This is a genomic window from Sphingobium sp. SA916, assembly GCF_002894065.1.
GTDB lineage: Bacteria > Pseudomonadota > Alphaproteobacteria > Sphingomonadales > Sphingomonadaceae > Sphingobium > Sphingobium fuliginis.
Map to the genome: position 1 here is coordinate 35,300 of NZ_LXYF01000049.1, position 17,595 is coordinate 52,894.

The 17,595-nt window shown below is 67.7% G+C and carries 14 protein-coding genes and 1 pseudogene; 8 read left to right on the plus strand and 7 right to left on the minus strand.

From position 1 onward, the window contains the following. Nucleotides 1-8 precede the first annotated feature (8 nt). From A8G00_RS15550 to pedF, 3 genes are all read right to left on the minus strand, one after another. The gene (locus A8G00_RS15550) at nt 9-1,751 is read right to left on the minus strand and encodes a methanol/ethanol family PQQ-dependent dehydrogenase (RefSeq protein ID WP_044661020.1); all 1,743 of its coding nucleotides are present in this window, start codon (nt 1,749-1,751) and stop codon (nt 9-11) included. A 142-nt stretch (nt 1,752-1,893) separates the two neighbouring features. After that, a complete protein-coding gene (locus tag A8G00_RS15555; RefSeq protein ID WP_103001098.1) occupies nt 1,894-2,751 on the minus strand; it encodes an ABC transporter substrate-binding protein in 858 nt (285 codons plus the stop codon). Nucleotides 2,752-2,756: 5 nt separating this feature from the next. Continuing rightward, the gene (gene pedF / locus A8G00_RS15560) at nt 2,757-3,182 is read right to left on the minus strand and encodes a cytochrome c-550 PedF (RefSeq protein ID WP_025551362.1); all 426 of its coding nucleotides are present in this window, start codon (nt 3,180-3,182) and stop codon (nt 2,757-2,759) included. A gap of 168 nt (nt 3,183-3,350) precedes the next feature. On the opposite strand from pedF, the gene A8G00_RS15565 reads away from it, so the two are divergent. Next, nucleotides 3,351-4,322 (plus strand): PQQ-dependent catabolism-associated beta-propeller protein, encoded by a 972-nt coding sequence (locus tag A8G00_RS15565; protein ID WP_025551364.1) that lies wholly within the window; start codon nt 3,351-3,353, stop codon nt 4,320-4,322. A 223-nt stretch (nt 4,323-4,545) separates the two neighbouring features. On the opposite strand, the gene rpoZ is transcribed toward A8G00_RS15565, so the two are convergent. Beyond that, the gene (gene rpoZ / locus A8G00_RS15570) at nt 4,546-4,890 is read right to left on the minus strand and encodes a DNA-directed RNA polymerase subunit omega (RefSeq protein WP_007688625.1); all 345 of its coding nucleotides are present in this window, start codon (nt 4,888-4,890) and stop codon (nt 4,546-4,548) included. Between the two features lie 119 nt (nt 4,891-5,009). Here rpoZ and A8G00_RS15575 point away from each other — a divergent pair, with 119 nt between their 5' ends. The 6 genes from A8G00_RS15575 (at nt 5,010) to A8G00_RS15600 (ending at nt 15,344) form a co-directional block, all read left to right on the plus strand. Beyond that, nucleotides 5,010-6,224 carry a phosphatidylserine/phosphatidylglycerophosphate/cardiolipin synthase family protein gene (locus A8G00_RS15575; protein WP_025551366.1) on the plus strand — a complete coding sequence of 405 codons (1,215 nt, stop codon included), beginning with the start codon at nt 5,010-5,012 and terminating at the stop codon, nt 6,222-6,224. A 219-nt stretch (nt 6,225-6,443) separates the two neighbouring features. Continuing rightward, complete coding sequence (locus A8G00_RS15580) at nt 6,444-7,952, plus strand: glycerol-3-phosphate dehydrogenase (protein ID WP_103001099.1); 1,509 nt, start codon at nt 6,444-6,446, stop codon at nt 7,950-7,952. After that, nucleotides 7,949-9,415, plus strand: coding sequence for a glycerol kinase GlpK (locus tag A8G00_RS15585; protein ID WP_044661021.1), 1,467 nt, complete (start codon nt 7,949-7,951; stop codon nt 9,413-9,415). The genes A8G00_RS15580 and A8G00_RS15585 overlap by 4 nt, the downstream gene beginning before the upstream one ends. Before the next feature lie 66 nt (nt 9,416-9,481). Further along, nucleotides 9,482-11,263: a diguanylate cyclase gene (locus A8G00_RS15590; RefSeq protein ID WP_025549454.1), complete on the plus strand. Its 1,782-nt coding sequence runs from the start codon at nt 9,482-9,484 to the stop codon at nt 11,261-11,263. Between the two features lie 271 nt (nt 11,264-11,534). Beyond that, nucleotides 11,535-12,923 (plus strand): porin, encoded by a 1,389-nt coding sequence (locus tag A8G00_RS15595; protein ID WP_103001100.1) that lies wholly within the window; start codon nt 11,535-11,537, stop codon nt 12,921-12,923. A gap of 117 nt (nt 12,924-13,040) precedes the next feature. Continuing rightward, nucleotides 13,041-15,344: a TonB-dependent receptor gene (locus tag A8G00_RS15600; protein WP_025549453.1), complete on the plus strand. Its 2,304-nt coding sequence runs from the start codon at nt 13,041-13,043 to the stop codon at nt 15,342-15,344. On the opposite strand, the gene A8G00_RS15605 is transcribed toward A8G00_RS15600, so the two are convergent. The 3 genes from A8G00_RS15605 to A8G00_RS15615 all read right to left on the minus strand — a co-directional run bounded on the left by A8G00_RS15605 (nt 15,341) and on the right by A8G00_RS15615 (nt 17,330). After that, nucleotides 15,341-15,547, minus strand: coding sequence for a hypothetical protein (locus A8G00_RS15605; RefSeq protein ID WP_025549452.1), 207 nt, complete (start codon nt 15,545-15,547; stop codon nt 15,341-15,343). The genes A8G00_RS15600 and A8G00_RS15605 overlap by 4 nt on opposite strands. A gap of 65 nt (nt 15,548-15,612) precedes the next feature. Further along, entirely contained in the window at nt 15,613-16,560 is a 948-nt protein-coding gene (locus A8G00_RS15610; protein WP_044661025.1) for a quinoprotein relay system zinc metallohydrolase 1, read from the minus strand. After that, on the minus strand, nt 16,557-17,330 hold the full coding sequence (locus tag A8G00_RS15615) for a quinoprotein dehydrogenase-associated SoxYZ-like carrier (protein ID WP_037482691.1): 774 nt from the start codon (nt 17,328-17,330) through the stop codon (nt 16,557-16,559). Before A8G00_RS15615 ends, A8G00_RS15610 begins: the two co-directional genes overlap by 4 nt. A 105-nt stretch (nt 17,331-17,435) precedes the next feature. Here A8G00_RS15615 and A8G00_RS25670 point away from each other — a divergent pair. Beyond that, nucleotides 17,436-17,595, plus strand: a pseudogene (locus A8G00_RS25670) (rhodanese); the annotation flags it as partial.

Below are 17,595 nucleotides of genomic sequence, written 5' to 3' on the forward strand. Positions count from 1 at the left end.
TTGTCCTCTTATCTGGGCAGCTTGAACACCCAGAGCGCGCCGCCCTGGTTTATGTCCTTGAAGCTCTTGGCGACTTCGCCGCCCCAGAGCGGCACCGCGCCGCCCCAGCCGGACATCACCGCCACATATTGCTCGCCATCCTGTTCCCAGGTGACGGGGCTGCCCACCACGCCGGAGCCGGTCTGGAACTTCCACAATTCCTGGCCCGTCTTCGCGTCGAAGGCTTTCAGATACCCCTCCGGCGTGCCGGTGAAGACCAGGTTGCCCGCCGTCGAGAGCACCCCGCCCCAGAGCGGCGCCTTGTTCTTATATTCCCAGACGATCTTGCCGGTCTTGGGGTCCATGGCGCGCAGCGCGCCGATATGATCCTCGGCAATGGGCTTAATGGTGAAGCCGGCGCCCAGATAGGCCGCGCCCTTCTTGTAGGCGATGGGCTCGTTCCAGATGTCCATGCCCCAGTCGTTGGACGGAATGTAGAAGAGGCCGGTGTCCTGGCTGTAGGCCATGGGCATCCAGTTCTTTCCCCCCAGGAAGCTGGGGCTGGCGAAGACCGACTGGCCCTTGGCCGCTTCGCCCGGCGCGCCGGGACGGTTGGCGTCGTTATAGTTCGGACGGCCATTTTTGTTGAAGCCATTGGCCCAGGTCGTCTGCGCGACGAACTTGTTGGCGCTGATGAACTTGCCGTTGGTGCGGTCCAGAACGAAGAAATAGCCGTTGCGGTCGGCCTTCGCGCCCAGCTTCATCGGCTTGCCGTTGATCGTGGCGTCGAAGGGGATGAATTCGTTGACGCCGTCGAAGTCCCAGCCATCATGCGGGGTCGTCTGGAAATGCCATTTGATGACGCCGGTGTCGGGGTCGATGGCCAGCGTGGAACTGGTGTAGAGATTGTCGCCGGGGCGCAGATGGCTGTTCCAGGGCGCGGGGTTGCCGGTGCCGAAGAAGAGCAGGTTGGTTTCCGGATCATAGGTGCCGCCCAGCCAGGTCGCGCCGCCGCCGGTCTTCCACAGGTCGCCCTGCCAACTGGCGTTGGTCTTGCCGGTGATGCCGTTATCCTTGCCGTTGAGGGTGCCCATATTGCCCTCGATCGTCGGGCGGCGCCAGATCAGTTCGCCGGTGTTGACGTCGCGGGCCTCCACTGCGCCGGTGATGCCGAATTCGCCGCCGGAGTTGCCGTAGATCACCTTGCCCTTGACGATCATCGGCGCGGCGGTGGCGGAATAGCCCGCCTGATAATCGGCGGTCTGCTTGTTCCAGATGACCTTGCCGGTGTGGCGGTTGAGCGCGACCATGTGCGCGTCCAGCGTGGCGAAGATGATCTTGTCGCCATAGATCGCCGCGCCCCGGTTCACCACGTCGCAACAGGGCATGATCGCTTCGGGCAGGCGGGCGTCATATTGCCACTTTTCCTCGCCGGTGCGCGCATCGAAGGCGAAGAGGCGCGAATAGCTGCCGGTGACGTAGATGGTGCCGTCATAGACGATCGGCTGCGCTTCCTGCCCGCGCTGCTTTTCCCCGCCGAGCGAGGAGGCGAAGGCGGGGACCAGCTTCGCGACGTTGGAGGCGTTGATCGCCTTCAGCGGGCTGAAGCGCTGCGCCTGCGGACCCATGCCATAGGTCAGGACGTCGCCGGGCGTCGCCGCGTCGTTCATCAGGTCCGCATCGGTGGGGCCTTCGGCCAGCAATGGCGCGGCGGCAATCGCCAGGCCCAGGATCGCGGCGCCGGACAGGGCTCGCGTCAAACGTCCTTTCATTCCATCCTCCCTCTGTTGAAAGGGCGTGCTCCGCGCCCCCGACTGTTTCAGATTATTGCACCCGTTGTGCGCAGCAATTGGACCTTGGGTCGGTCCTTCCGTCTTTGGCTCCTTCCCCTCCAGAGGAGGGAAAGGGCAGGGTTCATCCTGCCGCCAGCGCGGGCGTCCACTGCACGCCATAGGTGGCGAACAGCGCCTTCATCTCGCCGCTTGCGGCCATGGCGGCGACAATCTCCTCCACCGCATCGCCCAATGTGCGGCTGTTTTCCTTGACCGCCATGCCGATGTCCCAGCCGGGCGAGGTGAAGGCGGGCAGCGGCCCCTTGCGCAGGGTGAGGCCCTTCGCGCCGCGGTGCAGCCCTTCCTCGATCTGGGCGCGGCTGGCGAGCACGGCGTCCGCCTTGCCCGCCGCCACCGCCGCGACCGCGTCGGAGCCGCTGGGATAATGCGCCACATCCTTCGCCAATATGCCGCCGAAGGAGCCGATCAGGTAGAAATCGGGGATGGAGTCGAGTTCGGCCGCCAGCCTGTGCCCGCGCCAGCCGGGGGGCGGCGCTTCCAGATCGATGGCGTTTTGCGTACCCGCAAAACGGAAGCTTTCGCGATAATAGGGCGCGATGATCGCCACCTGGTCGTTGCGGGCGGCGAAGGTCCGGTCGAAGGGGACGTGCAACATCAGGTCGCCCGGCGCGAAGCCCAGCAGCCCGCCCTTCCACACGCCATGGCGCAGATCGTCGTCGGCGCTTTCATCCGCTACGAGCTGGGCGAGGTCGGCGCGCACGCCCAGTTTCCCGGCAATGGCGCTCGCCAGGTCGGCGTCGAGGCCGACCAGTTTCCCGCCCTCCTCCCAGGACCAGGGGCGGTTGTCCTTGTAGACCACCACGCGCAGCACGCCCAGTTCCTTGACCTTGCCCAGCGGCGCGGCGTGGGTCATGCCGGGGCAAAGCCCCAGCGCCATCGCCGCGCCCGCTCCGCCGATCAGGCCACGCCGGCTGAGCATGGCCTTTAGCCCTGGAACTTGGTTTCGAGCCAGGCGCGGATCGCCCAGCCGGCCTTCTGGCCCAGCACGTCGCCGAAGGGCGGCATATAGACCTTCCCATCATGGCTGGAGCCGTGGCGGAAGCGTTCGACGAACCACTGGTCGCCCGATTCGCCCTGTTCGAGATAGCGCAGGTCGGGCGCGATGCCGCCGCTTTCCGCGTCGAGCCCATGGCAGCGGGCGCAATTCTGGCCATAGGCGGACTGGCCGATCTCTATCGCCTTGGCATTGCCGCTATAGGGGTTTTTCGCAAGCCATTCCTCGCCAATGTCCGGCAGGGCGGAGGTGTCGACGGCCTGTGGCGTCACATTGCCGTGCGCCATCAGGCCGGTTGCCGTGGTCGCGCCCAATATGGCGATGGCGCCCAGCAGCGAAATGCGTCCCAGATTCATGCTCGAAATCCTCACCCGAATTGATTGGGGCGAGTGTAGGGCAGCGCGCTTTGCGTCCCTATTGGCCGTTGGTACAATCCCGGTGACGCTGTGCGCGCTATAGAGCCATAAGCGCTTATGCGCAGGAACATGACGCATAACGAGGCACGGCGGAGAGGATCGGGGCATATGAAGCGCATCATTCTGGCGGGGTTGATGCTGGTTCCGATGAGCGCGCAGCCAGTGAGCGCGTGGGCGGAGACGCTCTATGTCTCCAACGAGCGGGGCAACAGCGTCACCGTGATCGATGCGGCCAGCGCGAAGGTGATCGCGACCTGGGCGGTCGGCGGCCGGCCACGGGGGATCACCGTGTCGAAGGACGGCAGATATATCTATCTCTGCGCATCGACAGATCATGCGGTGCAGGTGATCGAGCGGGCGACGGGGAAGGTCGTGGCGGAGCTGCCGTCCGGGGAGGACCCGGAGCAATTCTTCCTCTCGCGCGATGGCGGGACGCTGTTCGTCGCCAATGAGGACAATGCTGCGCTGACCGCCATCGACCTGGCGAACCGGACCGTCGCCTTCCAGGTCGACGTCGGCGGCGAGCCCGAGGGCGTGGCGCAAAGCCCGGACGGCCGGTGGGTCGCGGTGACTTCGGAGGAGGAGAATGTCGTCAACTGGGTCGATGTGGCGAAGAAGGAGATGATCGACGCGACGCCCGTCGACCTGCGCCCGCGGCATGTGGAGTTCACGGGCGATGGCGCGCAGCTGTGGGTCGCGGCGGAGGTGGGCGGGACGGTGCAGATCGTCGATACGGCCTCCCGCAAGGTGGTGGAGACCCTGCATTTCGCCATTCCGGGCGTGGCGGAGCATCGCATATTGCCCTGCGGCATCCGTTTCACGCCGGACGGCCGGACGGCGGTGGTGGCGTTGGGGCGGGCGGATCATGTCGCGCTGGTCGACGTGGCGAGCCGCAAGGTGCGCGCCTATGTTCCCGTGGGCAAGCGGGTGTGGCATGTCGCGGTCAGCGGCGACGGGGCGCGGGCCTATGCGGCCAATGGCCTTTCGGACAATGTGAGCGTGATCGATCTGGCCAGGGGCGAGGTCACGGGAACGATCCCGGTGGGGGCGGCGCCGTGGGGGATCGTGGCGGTTCCCTGAAATGGCGGCTGCGCCGGCATTCGGAGGAGAGTTTTGGCCCATTAGAGGCTGATCGCACAAGGCAGTCCCGGGAAGCGGCGCTGAGCCACTGCCTTCGCAGGAGCCATACCGACCCGTGGCGACAATTGGCCAAGCACGCCATGCCCAGCTGCATCCAAAACGGTGAGGCCCGGTCCTGCTTGCGCAGGCCGGGCCTCATTCCCTCTCCAAACTGGTGACTGGATCAGCCGTCGTAGTCGCCGCCGATATTCTGGTTGCGCGGCGGGGCGGCGGCGGTCAGGCGCAGGGCCTCCGCCGACTGGGCGATCGAGCCGATTTCGTCCGGCGTGTCGTCGTCATCGATCTGCACCTTCTGCAGCGAGGCGACGAGCGAATCATGCAGATCCACCGGCAGGACGGTCTCTTCCGCGATCTCGCGCAGGGCGACGACGGGATTTTTATCGCGATCACGGTCCAGAGTCAGCTCGGCGCCGCCCGAAATCTCACGGGCGCGCTGCGCGGCAAGCAGGACGAGGTCAAAACGGTTGGTAACCTTGTCGACGCAATCTTCGACGGTAACGCGGGCCAAACGGGCGCTCCTGAACCAAGAGAAATGGTGAAATGCGCGCCTAACAGCGCAGGCCTTAAGAGTCAATGAAAAGCCCATAAACTGTGGCCAGCCGCCCCGAATGCGGGCATGAACGGAATATGGCGAGCATCCAGCAGGCAGGGCCGGGTGATGGCGGGTGGGAGGGCGAGGGACAGATCGGCCTGTCGCTGCACGCCGACCGCCTGCGCGTGATCGAGACGGGACCGGCGTTGCGGCAGGCCCTGGTCGACCTGATCGACGGCGCGCGGGAGAGCCTGAAGCTTTATTATTATATCTTCGCCGCCGACGGCAGCGGGCAACTCATCCTCGACCGGCTGATCGCGGCGCGGGGGCGCGGCGTTGCGGTCACGCTGATGATCGACGCCTTCGGATCGGGATCGACGCCGCTTGCCTTCTTCGATCCGCTGGTGGCGGCGGGCGGGCATTTCGGCCGCTTCGGGGCGCGGCGCTCGACGCGCTACCTGATCCGCAACCATCAGAAGCTGGCGATCGCCGACGACCGGCGGCTGCTGACGGGCGGCTTCAACGTCGAGGACGGCTATTTCGGGATTCCGGCGGAGGATTGCTGGCACGACCTGGGCCTGCTGGTGGAAGGGCCGCAGGTGCAGGCGATGACAAGCTGGTACGGCCAGCTCTGGCGCTGGGTGTCGACGCGCAAGCAGCGATTCCGCACGCTGCGCCGCATGGTGCGCAACTGGCACAGCCCTCTCCACACCGCGCCGGGCGAGCCGATGCGCTGGGTGATCGGCGGTCCCACCCGCCGGCTCAGTCCCTGGGCGCAGCTTGTGAAGCATGACCTTGAGCGGGCGCGGCGGCTCGACATGGTGGAGGCCTATTTCTCGCCGGGTCGCGGCATGCTGAAGCGCATCGCCCGGGCGGCGCGGCGAAAGGGGTCGCGCCTCGTACTGCCCTCCAGGTCCGACAATGGCGCGACCGTCGCGGCGGCCCGCCTGCTCTATGGCCCGCTGCTGAGGCGCGGGGTGGAGATATGGGAATATCAGCCCTGCAAGCTGCACATGAAGCTGATCGTGGTGGACGACGCGGTCTATATCGGATCGGCCAATTTCGACATGCGCAGCCTGTTCCTCAACCTGGAGATCATGCTGCGCGTCGAGGACGCCGGTTTCGCGCAGGATATGCGCGCCCTGATCGACCGGCGGGTCGCGCAAAGCCGCCAGATCACGCTGGAAACGCACCGCGCCCAGCGCAGCCTGCCGACGCTGGTCAAGCAGTGGATCAGCTATTTCCTGGTCGGCGTGCTGGACTATACCGTGACCCGCCGGCTCAATTTCCGCGATCCGGATGCCGACTAGGGCCAATCGACATTCAGATGATGACGAGCCGAAAATGGTGGTTTTCCGTGACCCGGCGCGCAGCCTACTCAAGGTATGTGAGCACCGGAAGCACGGAAAAGCGTCATTTGCAAGCCGTCAGGGCTGAATGTCGATTGGCTCTAGCATCGGAACCGGCCTCTTGTCCGGGGCGAGTCCGTTTCGGTTCCCCCCGTCCCCGAAGCGCGCTAGGGTGGCGGCGTGACAAGGGATAAGGACCCGGCGGCCCATGATCTTGCCGTGATCGGCGGCGGCGTCAACGGCTGCGGCGTGGCGCGCGATGCGGCCGGTCGGGGTGCGCGGGTGCTGCTGCTGGAGCGCGGCGATCTGGCGCAGGGCACCTCCTCCGCCTCCACCAAGCTGATCCATGGCGGGCTGCGCTATCTGGAGCATCGGGAATTCGGGCTGGTGCGCGAATCGCTGGCGGAGCGCGAGCGGCTCTGGGCGATCGCGCCGCATATCGTCCATCCGTTGCGCTTCGTGCTGCCCTGGGTGCCGGGGCTGCGGCCGCGCTGGATGCTGCGGCTTGGCCTCTTCCTCTATGACCATATCGGCGGCCGACGCGCCCTGCCGCCGACCGAGAGCGTCGACCTGCGCCGTCATCCGGCGGGCCGGCCCCTGAAAACCGGCTTCGGCACGGCCTTCGTCTATTCCGACGGCTGGGTGGACGATGCGCGCCTGGTCATCCTGAACGCCCGCGATGCCGCCGACCGGGGCGCGGAGGTGCACAGCCGGACGGAGGTGCGGCGGCTGGAACGGGAAAGCGGCGGCTGGACCATATATGCGCGGGCGGCGGACGGAACGATGCCGCGCTTCCGCGCGCGCGCCGTGGTCAACGCCGCCGGGCCGCTGGCGCTGGACCTGCTCCATCGCGCCCATGGCGAAACGGACCGCCACATGCGGCTGGTGCGCGGATCGCATATCGTCGTGCCGCGCCTGTTCGACCATGGCTTCGCCTATTTCTTCCAACTGCCCGATGGCCGCATCTTCTTTGCGCTGCCCTATGAGCGGAACTTCACCCTGATCGGCACCACGGATCGCGATCATCGGGGACCGGTCGACGATGTCCGGCCCGATCCCGACGAGATCGCCTATCTCTGCGAAGGGGCGAACCGTTATTTCCGGAAGAGCATCGCGCCGCAGGATGTGCTGTGGTCCTATGCCGGGGTCCGCCCGTTGGTCGACGACGGTTCGGGAAGACCGGAGGCGGCGACGCGCGGCTATCGGCTGGAGCTTGATGCGCCGGACGGAGAGGCGCCGCTGCTGAGCCTGTTCGGCGGCAAGATCACCACCTACCGCCACCTCGCCGCGGAGGCGGTGGCGATGCTGAAGCCCTTTCTCCCCAGCCTGTCGGGCGGCGACTGGACCGCGAAGGCGGCGCTGCCGGGCGGCGACTTCCCGATGCAGGGGCGCGACCGGCTGATCGCGGACCTGGGCTGCGACTATCCTTTCCTGGACTATGCCTCGGCGGAGCGGATCGCCTGCGCCTATGGCACCCGCGCCTGGGAGTGGCTGGACGGGGCGCGGGACATGGCGGCGCTGGGCGCGCATTTCGGTCATGGCCTGACCGAGGCGGAGCTGCGCTATCTGGTGGCGCGGGAATGGGCGATGACGGCCGACGACATATTATGGCGCCGGACGAAGCTGGGGCTGCGTCTGGATGCGCGCCAGACCGCGCATGTCCGGGAATGGCTGGGGGAGAAGGCATGAGCGAACGGCCGATATTGGTGCTGGACGAGGGCACGACGTCGACGCGGGCCATGCTCTATGCGCCGGACGGGCGGCGGCTGGGCATGGCGCAGGCGGACCTCAGCCAATATTATCCGCGGCCCGGCTGGGTCGAGCATGATGCGGCGGAGATCTGGGACAGGACCCTGGCCTGCGCGCGCGACATGGTGGCGCTGGCGGGCGGGGCCGACCGTGTCGCCGCCATCGGCATCACCAACCAGCGCGAGACCGTGGTCGCGTGGGACCGGCGGACGGGCGAGCCGCTGGCCCCCGCCATCGTCTGGCAGGACCGCCGCACCGCCGATCATTGCGCCGCCCTGCGCGAGGCGGGCAAGGAGGAGGCGATCCAGCGGCGGACGGGGCTGGTGATCGATCCCTATTTCTCCGCGACGAAGATGCGCTGGCTGCTCGATCATGCGCCCGCCGTGGCGGCGGCGGGCAGCGCGCTGGCCTTCGGCACGGTCGAAAGCTGGCTGATGTGGAAGCTGACCGGCGGCCTGCATGTCAGCGATGCCAGCAACGCCAGCCGCACCCAGTTGATGGCGCTCGACGCCGCCGATTGGGACCGGGGGCTGTGCGACCTGTTCGGCGTGCCGCCGCATGCGCTGCCGGAGATCGTCGACAATATCGGCCCCTTTGGCGAGACGCAGGACCAATGGTTCGGCCGGCCGATCCCGATCCGGGGACTGATGGGGGATCAGCAGGCGGCGACCATCGGCCAGGCCTGCCTGACCCCCGGCGACGCCAAGGCGACATTGGGCACCGGCGCCTTCGTCCTTGCCCATATGGGGAGTAGCGTGCCGGTATCGCGGCACCGCCTGCTCGGCACATTGCTCTGTCGATTGCCGGGCGAGACGAGCTATGCGCTGGAAGGGTCGCTGTTCGTCGCGGGCAGCCTGATCCAGTGGCTGCGCGACGAACTGCGCCTGATCGCAACGGCGGAGGAAAGCGAAGCGATGGCCCGTTCGGTGCCGGACAGCGGCGGCGTCGCCATGCTGCCCGCGCTGGCGGGGCTGGGCGCGCCGCACTGGCGCGCCGACGCCAGGGGGGCGATCCATGGCCTGACGCTGGGCACGAAGCGGGCGCATATCGTGCGCGCGGCGCTCGAATCGCTGTCGCACCAGCTTCACGACCTGGCTGGCGCATTCGCGGCCGACGGCATGCCCTGGCGCGCCCTGTGCATCGACGGAGGAATGAGCGCCAATGACTGGATCGCGCAGGACCTGGCGGACATTCTGCAGTTGCGCGTGGATCGCCCCGCCGATGTGGAGACGACCGCCCGGGGCGCGGCGATGCTGGCGGCGGTGGGCGCGGGCCTGTTTCCCTCCCTTGCCGAGGCGGCGGGGGCCATGGGGGCGGAACGGCGAAGCTTCGCCCCGGCCCTGCCGGACGATGTCAGAGGCGAAAGGCTGGGGCGATGGCAGGCATTGCTGGCGTCGGCATGATTTTCCCCTGTGTAAAATCATCATCGTGAGTATATCTTAACGATAAGCGTCTAGGGCGGGGCGAACATGCAGACGTCTCTTCGACATCCTTCTTCCCGCGTGGAACCGGTTGCCCTGGGTTGCGCCTATTTCCTGGCGGCGTCGCTGGCGCTTGCCAGTTCACGATTCGAAGGGGGATTGGCCTTCATCTGGGGCGCCAACGCGCTGTTGATGGCCTATCTGCTGACATCGCGAACCGCTTCCTGGCCGTGGGCGCTGATCGCCTGCGGCATGGCCAGCGCGCTGTCGACCGCGCTGTGGGGGATGGGGACGCTCGCCGCCGTGCCGATGGCGGGCATCAACCTGCTGGAAGCGCTGATCGTCGCGTTGATCTGCCGCCGCTTCGCGCGAGGCGGGAAGTTCGCCGGTTCGATGCAGCCGCTGTTCGTCTTCATCCTGGCGCTGTGCGGTCCGGCCAATCTGATCGCGGGCCTGGCCGCCGCCACTGTCGCGTCGGCGCTGACGACGGTGTCCTTCGGCGCATCGCTGCTGCAATGGTATACCGGGCATGTGCTGGGCGCGCTGACCTGCACGCCGATCCTGATGATGCTGATGCAGGGCGAATTGCGGCGCTGGTTCGGCCAGACTTCGCGCAGGGGCAAGTGGGAAGCGCTGGCGCTGCTGCTGCTGTTCGCGCTGGCGACCGCCTTCGTCTTCTACGCGGCGCGCTATCCGATGCTGTTCGCGCTGCTGCTGCCGATGGTCGCGATGGTCTTCCGCCTGGGCAATCTGGGCGCGGCGGCTTCGGTCATGATCCTGGCCATCATCGGCGGCATGGCGACCATGACCGGTCATGGGCCGCTGTACATGATCCCCGGCACGCTGGGCGAGCGGATGCAGTTCTTCCAGCTCTTCCTGGCCTTCAGTTTCCTGCTGTCGATGCCGATCGCTGCGGAGCTGAACAGCCGCCGCCGCCTGTTCCAGATGTTGCAGGAAAGCGAGGCCCGCTATCGCGCCATTGCGGAAAATAGCGGCGACGTGGTGCTCAACATCAGCGTTGGCGGCGTGATCGAATATGCCTCCCCCGCGGCGGCCGAACAGATCGGCTGCGCGCCGGAACTGCTGGTCGGGCAGGACGCGGCCAATCTGGTCGACCCGGCGGACCGGGAACAGGTGATCGCGACGCTGGACCGGGCGCTGGAGCAGCCGGGCGAGGTGCAGACGGTGGAATTCCGCCCCTTCATTTCCGCGCAAGGCAGCGACTGGTGCGAGATGGTGGCCCGCGCCGTGGTCGACGAGCGCGGCCTGCCCACCGGCCTTGTCAGCACGATCCGCGACATGTCCCGGCACAAGGCGCGGCAACGCGCGCTTCAGCAGGTGGCGGCGCTGGATTCGCTGACCGGGGCGGACAGCCGCCGGGCCTTCCTCGAAAAGCTGGAGGAGGAGATGCTGCGCGTCCGGCATGGCGCGCGGGCCTGCCTGCTGCTGATCGACATCGATCATTTCAAGGCGGTCAACGACGGCTACGGCCATGGCGCGGGCGACCGCGTGCTGGCGGGCTTCGTCGAGCGGTTGCGTCCCGGACTGCGCAGCGTCGACAGCATCGGCCGTCTGGGCGGGGAGGAATTCGCCATCCTGCTGAGCGGCACCGACGTCGTGCGGGCGAGCATGATCTGCGAAAGGCTGCGCGAAATGGTCACGGCCCATCCGGTGCAGATCGATTCGGGCGAGGTGATCCCGGTGACGTTCAGCGCGGGACTGGTGGCGCTGGGCGGCCAGAGCGAGGGGCAGGCCGTGCTGGAGGCCGCGGACAAGGCGCTCTACAACGCCAAGCATAGCGGACGCAACTGCCTGCGATTGGCGGCGTAAGGTCAAGATCCTGACCCTTGCCGCGGATGCTCTCCGCGCGAACATCCATGCGCCCTTCGACCAAAGTAGTGCCTGATTCCTCCTGTCTGAACCGGGCTCTTGCGCGCCGCGCCCTTGCTTCGAGCGTCCGCGCAGGCGCCGCCTGCGGCCTGGAGCCATGCGTCCCTTCCTCCCAAGGGAGGAGGCCCTAAGTCCAATTTCCGCCGCGCCCTGCCGGCCTCAATCTCTCTTCAGCCGGGGGCATTGACCGGCACAAAAGAGGGAGGATGTTATGAAAAGGACGCTGCTCCTCGCGAGCGCGGCCATGGGGCTGCTTTGCGCGACTGCCACGCCGGCGATGGCCGGGACCACCGCCGATCTGCTGAAGCGGCTGCATGAAAAGGGAATCCTCTCCGACGAGGAATATCAGGAACTGCTGAAGAATGAGAGCGCGGAGGCCGCTGCCGCGCCGGCCGCGCCGCCGGTGACGCCGGATGCGTCGGGCGGCGGTCGGAGCGTCCGCATGACCGACAGCGGTGTCGGCTTCGAAATGGGCGACGTCACGCTCAAATTCTCCGGATCGGTCAATGGCTTCTACGTCCATGACAATGGCGAGGCGCCCAGCGCCACCAACAGCGTCGTCGGCGGCGTGGCGACGGTGGGTGGCAAGAGTTCGGCCATCCGCAACGGTCTGCTGCCCGGCTTCCTGAAGGTGGAGGTCATGACCAGGCAGGGCGGCTGGGACGTCGGCGCGCATTTCGGCATGTATCCGGGCATCAACTCCGTCAGCTATGCGGGCAGCGGCGCGAACAGCCCCGGCAATCCGCGCGGGCTCCAGACGGCGGGCATCGATTTCCGCCAGACCTACCTGACCTTCGGCCGTCCGGGCTTTGGCGAGGTGAAGATCGGCCGCGACATCGGCCTGTTCGCCTCGGAGCAGATCCTGAACGACATCACCCTGCTGTCGTCGGGCACGCCGGCGGGCAATGTCGCGCCGTCCAACACCACGCTGGGGCGGATCGGCGTCGGCTATATCTACACCGATTTCCAGCCGCAGATCACCTATACCACGCCCAGCTTCAGCGGCTTCACCGCCAGCATCGGCATTTTCGAGCCCTTGTCCTCGCTGACCGGACCGGACGAGGCCAACAAGGAGCCGGGCTTCCAGGGCAAGCTGGTCTATGACGGCAAGTTCGGCGGCGTGGGCACCCGCCTGTGGGCGGCGGGCATCCGGCAGAAGCATGATGTGATCGCCGGGCCGGCCTATACGAGCTGGGGCTGGGACGCGGGCGCGAAGGTGACGGTGGGGCCGCTGACGCTGGTCGGCACCTATTATGACGCTTCGGGCCTTGGCACGACGGCGCTCAACCTGTTCGACACCGATGGGCTGGGCAACAAGCGCGACAGCCATGGCTTCTATCTGCAGGGGCTGGCGAGCTTCGGAAAATTCTCTGTCGGGGGCAGCTATGGCGAGAGCAATCTCGACTATGCCAATGCCGCCGACGCGCTGGCGAACCCGACGCTGGTGGACAAGAATTCGAGCTGGGTGGGGCAGGTCCGCTACGGCCTCACAAGCTGGGTCACGCTGCTGAGCGAATATGTCCACACCAGATCGGAAGCGCATAACGGCAATCAGGCCAGTTCCGACGCCATCGCGGCGGGGGCCATCCTGTTCTTCTGATCCCGACCGAAGGAACAATGTCACGGGGCGGGGCCGCATCCTAACAGGGATGCGGCCCCATTTTCATGGCTGGACAATGGCCTGGCCGTTGGGGAACAAAGAAGAAGAGGCACGGGGATGAGGAAGGGCATGTGGCTGGCCGGCGCGGCATGGGCGATTCTGGCGGGGCAGGCCACCGCGCAGAACGCATGGGCGGATACCGCCGGCGCCGATGCGGACCGGCAGCCGATCGTCGTCACGGCCCCCGGCGGCGCGATCGATGCCGACGATGCGCTGCGCCTGACCGGCGCGGACATCAGCCGCGCGGGAACGCCCGATCTGCTGGGCGCGCTCACCCGGTCCATCGCCGGCGTCACCCTGCAGGACGCGCAGGGCAATCCGTGGCAGCCCAATCTGGTCTATCGCGGCTTCACCGCCTCCCCGCTGCAGGGGCAGGCGCAGGGGCTGGCGGTCTATCTCGACGGCGCGCGATTCAACCAGCCCTTTGGCGACACGGTCGCCTTCGACCTGTTGCCGGAGGCGGCGATCCGCAGCCTTACCCTGTTCGACAGCAGCGCCGTCTATGGCCTGAACGCGCTGGGCGGGGCGATGGTGATCGACACCAAGACCGGGACCAGCGATCCGGGGCTGGAGGCGAGCCTGACCGGCGGACGCTTCGGTTCGCGGGAGGCGAGCGTGGCGGGCGGGTTCCGGAAGGGCGATTTCAGCGCATTCGGCGCGTTCCAGTACAGCCATGAGGATGGCTGGCGCGACCATTCGCCCTCCACCCTCCATAATGGCTATGCCGATCTGGGTTTCGACACCGCGAGCGGCGGGCTGCATCTGAAGTGGATCGGCGCCGACACGGACCTGACGGGCAATGGCGTCGCGCCGGTCGAGTTGCTGGCGGTGGACCGGCGCGCCGTCTTCACCTGGCCGGACAATGCCAGGGCGCGCTATGGCCGGATCAGCCTGCATCCCTGGGTCGCGCTGGGGGAAGGGATGCGGATCGAGGGCACGCTCTATGCGCAACGGTTGAAGCTGCGCACGGTGAACGGCGACGCCGCCGACATAGAGGGGTGCGAAGACGGGCTGCTCTGCCTGGAGACCGTCGAGGGGGCGGACGAGGCGTTGCTGACCGATGCGGACGGCCGCACGATTGCCGATGTGCTGGGCGGCGAGGGCTATGGCGTGCTCAATCGGGGAAGGCTGGACAGCCGGGCGATGGGCGTGCTGGTCCAGATGATCGACGAGCGGCCGCTGTGGGGCGGGCGCAATCACCTTGCCATCGGCATGAGCTATGACACGAGCCGCAGCCGCTTCGGCGCCTCGACCGAACTGGCTGCGCTGACGGAGGATCGCGGCGTCGAGGGGCTGGGGCCGGCCATCGTGCAGGCGGACGGCGCGATCGGGCCGGTGGGTCTGGTCGCCCATGCCGGCTATTGGGGGCTGTTCGCGCAGGACCGGCTGCCGCTGACCGACCGGCTCTCGGCGGAGATCGGGTTGCGCTACAATCATGTGGTGATTGCGATGCGCGACCGGATCGGCACGGCGCTCAACGGCGATCATCGGTTCAGGCGGCTGAACCCCGGGCTGGAACTGGATTACCGGCTGACGGAGGGGCTGAACCTGAGGGTGGGCTATGCGGAGAGCAATCGCGCCCCGACGCCGGCCGAACTGTCCTGCGCCGACGAGAATGCGCCGTGCAGCCTCGCCAATTTCTTCATCGCCGATCCGCCATTGAAGCAGATCGTCGCCAGGAGCTGGGAAGCGGGCGCGGGCGGGCGGGGCCGATGGGGCGGGTTCCGACTGGAATGGCTGTTGTCCGCCTATCGCACGCGCAACCGCGACGACATTCAGTTTGTCGCGTCGGCGATTCGGGGGCGCGCCTGGTTCCGCAATATCGGCGCGACCCGGCGGCAGGGCGTGGAATTCACCCTGAAGGCGGTGCGCGGCGGCCTTTCGGGGGCGTTCAGCTATGCCTTCACCGATGCGACCTACCGTCATGACCTGGCGCTTTCCAGCCCCGCCAATCCGGCGGCGAACGGGGACGGGGTGATCTTTGTCCAGCCGGGGGACCGGTTGCCCGGCATTCCGCGCCACAGTGCGACGCTGTCGCTGGATTATGCCGGGCGCGGCTGGTCGGTCGGCGGCGACCTGATCGCGCGGACGGGGCAATATCTGGTGGGTGACGAGGGCAATGACCAGCCGCGGCTGAAAGGCCATGCGCTGGTCAACCTGCGCGCCGGGATCGACATGGCGCCGGGGGTGACGCTGTTCGGGGAACTGCACAATGCGTTCGACCGCAAATATGCGACCTTCGGCACGTTCAGCGACGTCGGGGAGGTGGAGATGGCGCAGGCCCCCGATGCGTCCAATCCGCGCGCCTATGGGCCGGGCGCGCCGCGCCGCTGGTATGCGGGGGTGAAGGCGCGGTTCTAGGCCTTGATGACTGGCTGGTCGACGAGGGCTTCCGGCTGCGGCGTGGCGACGAGGCCGATCGTCATCATCTCCGCGAAGTTCGCGTCGTCATGCCATTTGCGCGCGGCGGCCAGGGCGGCGTCCTGCGCGTGGCGGGACATTTCGGCGCCCGCGCGGCGTTCCCACAATTCCGCCTGTTCCCTGAAGAATTCCGACGTGGGCATCGCATCCTCCCCCCTTTTTAACCAGCGCCCGAACGCGCGAACGGGGCGTTAGTTCCGGGGGCGGATCAGCCGGGCCGGTCGATGCGGGGCAGCAGCCGCGCCTCCAGTCCCGGATAGAGGTGGGAGACGCTGCGTTGCAGCTCATAGCGCGCCGCCGCCATGGTGGAGAAGCGCGCCGGTATCGGCAGTTCGCCCGCCTCCACCATGTCGAGGCCCGACTGCACCGCCTGCGTCAGCGCCTCGTCCAGCCAGTCGATCCAGTCGCGGGTCTGGGCAATGGCGGCCCGGCCGCTGGGATCGAACGGGCCATGGCCGGGGATCAGGCCGCCATGCGGTTCCCGCGCCAGCCGGTCGAGACTGGCGCGCCAGCCGGGGAGGTCGGCGGTCGGGGTGCTGGGCGCGCGGTCGTGGAAGACGAGGTCGCCGCCGATCAGCACGCCGCTGCGTTCGTCGAGCAGCGCCAGGTCCGCGCCGCTATGGCCTGAAAGCGCCAGCAGCCGCAGCCCTCGCCCGCCGAACTCCTCCCGTCCGGCGGCGATCGGCCGGCCCGGCAGCACCAGTTCGGTGCCGCGCATCCAGTCGTTCAGCAGCCGGTACATGGCGTCCGAATAGCCGCGCCCCTCACGCGCCAGAGCCTCTATCGTGCCGGGCAGGGCCGCGACGATCCGGGGATCGAAGGCGGCGATGCCCATGCCATGGTCGGGATGCAGATGGGTGACATAGACGCGGACCACCGGCTGGCCGGTCAGTCCCTCCGCCACCTTGCGCAGCGCCTGTCCATAGGCGAGCGACGGGCCGCAGTCGCACAGCACTGTTCCAGCGGGCGTGGCGATGATGGCGATATTGGCGATGGCGCCGCCATTGGCCGGTTCTATGGGGGCGTCCGCGCCGTGGATCATCCAGATGCCGTCCGCGACCGGGACGGGGGCAATCGCATAGCTGCGCCGCGCCTGCGCGGGCATGGCGGCCAGCGCCATGCTCCCCGCGATCAGCCTGCGCCGGGTCAGCATCATCGCGGCAGGGGCGACTGGCGCGCGACGGCCAGCGCCGCGTGATAATCGCGTCCATTGGTGTCGCGGGCATCGACGGCCAGCATGTCGCCCGCCGCCGCATGGGGGATCAGGGTGATGGCCGGATCTTCCGCGACCGAGGCCCAGATTTCCATCCGGCCCAGTTCGCGACCGGCGGCGTCGCTGACGGTCAGTCGTTCCAGATGATAGGTGGGAATGGCGTCGACCAGCCCGGTGTCCATCGGGTGCCGGAAGTTGAGGCGAAGGCGGCTGGCGTCGACCGGCCCCGCGACGGGCCAGGCCTCGCCCCTGATCTCGCCCAGATGGTCCGCCCAGTCGCCCTTGACCCGGCTGACCGGGGGCGTCGAGCAGCCGCCGCCCGCCGCGTCGATCCAGCCGCCCGACACCAGCCATTCGCCGCTCGCCAACTGCACCGCGCCGCGCACGGGGGTGCGCTGGTCCAGCTTGATGCGGGTGGCGAGATAGGCTTCGCTGTCCGTCGGGCGATAGTCGACCGCGATCGGGATCGGGTTGAGGTCCGCCATCAGGACGATGCGCCGGACGCCGGGGATCGCGCGGGCGTCGATGGCGACCGGGAAGCTGCGCTGGTTCTCCGCGATCTGGGGGAAATCGACCTTCACCCGCGGGTCGAAGCGGACCGGATCGTTGCCGAACAGCAGCTTTGCATGGGCTTCCCACATCGGCGATTCCAGCGGATCGGCGGGCGTGGATGCGCCCGCCCCCGCCGCCAGCGCGAGCAGGGCCAGGGTCATGGCTGCGTAGCTTCGCCTTTTCACATCCTTCTCCCTTGGTGCAGGTCTAAAGGCTGGCGCAATGCGCTACCATTGGTCCTTGGGTCGGATGGGGAGGGAAGCGGGATGAGGAGGACGATCTGGGCCGGTGCTCTGCTGCTTTGCGCGGCGCCCGTGGCGGCGGAGCCGTTGTTCGCGCCTGACGGCTATCGGATCGCCGCCTATCGCGCGCCGGTCTCCCGCCCGCCCGCCGGGGTCGGGCGGATCGCGCCGGCCGCCGCCGCAG

What these genes read in the sequence shown, in the direction of transcription:
- A8G00_RS15550 (WP_044661020.1), bottom strand. Translation starts at nt 1,751, where the DNA reads ATGAAAGGACGTTTGACGCGAGCCCTGTCCGGCGCCGCGATCCTGGGC.
- A8G00_RS15555 (WP_103001098.1), bottom strand. Translation starts at nt 2,751, where the DNA reads ATGCTCAGCCGGCGTGGCCTGATCGGCGGAGCGGGCGCGGCGATGGCG.
- pedF (WP_025551362.1), bottom strand. Translation starts at nt 3,182, where the DNA reads ATGAATCTGGGACGCATTTCGCTGCTGGGCGCCATCGCCATATTGGGC.
- A8G00_RS15565 (WP_025551364.1), top strand. Translation starts at nt 3,351, where the DNA reads ATGAAGCGCATCATTCTGGCGGGGTTGATGCTGGTTCCGATGAGCGCG.
- A8G00_RS15575 (WP_025551366.1), top strand. Translation starts at nt 5,010, where the DNA reads ATGGCGAGCATCCAGCAGGCAGGGCCGGGTGATGGCGGGTGGGAGGGC.
- A8G00_RS15585 (WP_044661021.1), top strand. Translation starts at nt 7,949, where the DNA reads ATGAGCGAACGGCCGATATTGGTGCTGGACGAGGGCACGACGTCGACG.
- A8G00_RS15590 (WP_025549454.1), top strand. Translation starts at nt 9,482, where the DNA reads ATGCAGACGTCTCTTCGACATCCTTCTTCCCGCGTGGAACCGGTTGCC.
- A8G00_RS15595 (WP_103001100.1), top strand. Translation starts at nt 11,535, where the DNA reads ATGAAAAGGACGCTGCTCCTCGCGAGCGCGGCCATGGGGCTGCTTTGC.
- A8G00_RS15600 (WP_025549453.1), top strand. Translation starts at nt 13,041, where the DNA reads ATGAGGAAGGGCATGTGGCTGGCCGGCGCGGCATGGGCGATTCTGGCG.
- A8G00_RS15605 (WP_025549452.1), bottom strand. Translation starts at nt 15,547, where the DNA reads ATGCCCACGTCGGAATTCTTCAGGGAACAGGCGGAATTGTGGGAACGC.
- A8G00_RS15610 (WP_044661025.1), bottom strand. Translation starts at nt 16,560, where the DNA reads ATGATGCTGACCCGGCGCAGGCTGATCGCGGGGAGCATGGCGCTGGCC.
- A8G00_RS15615 (WP_037482691.1), bottom strand. Translation starts at nt 17,330, where the DNA reads ATGACCCTGGCCCTGCTCGCGCTGGCGGCGGGGGCGGGCGCATCCACG.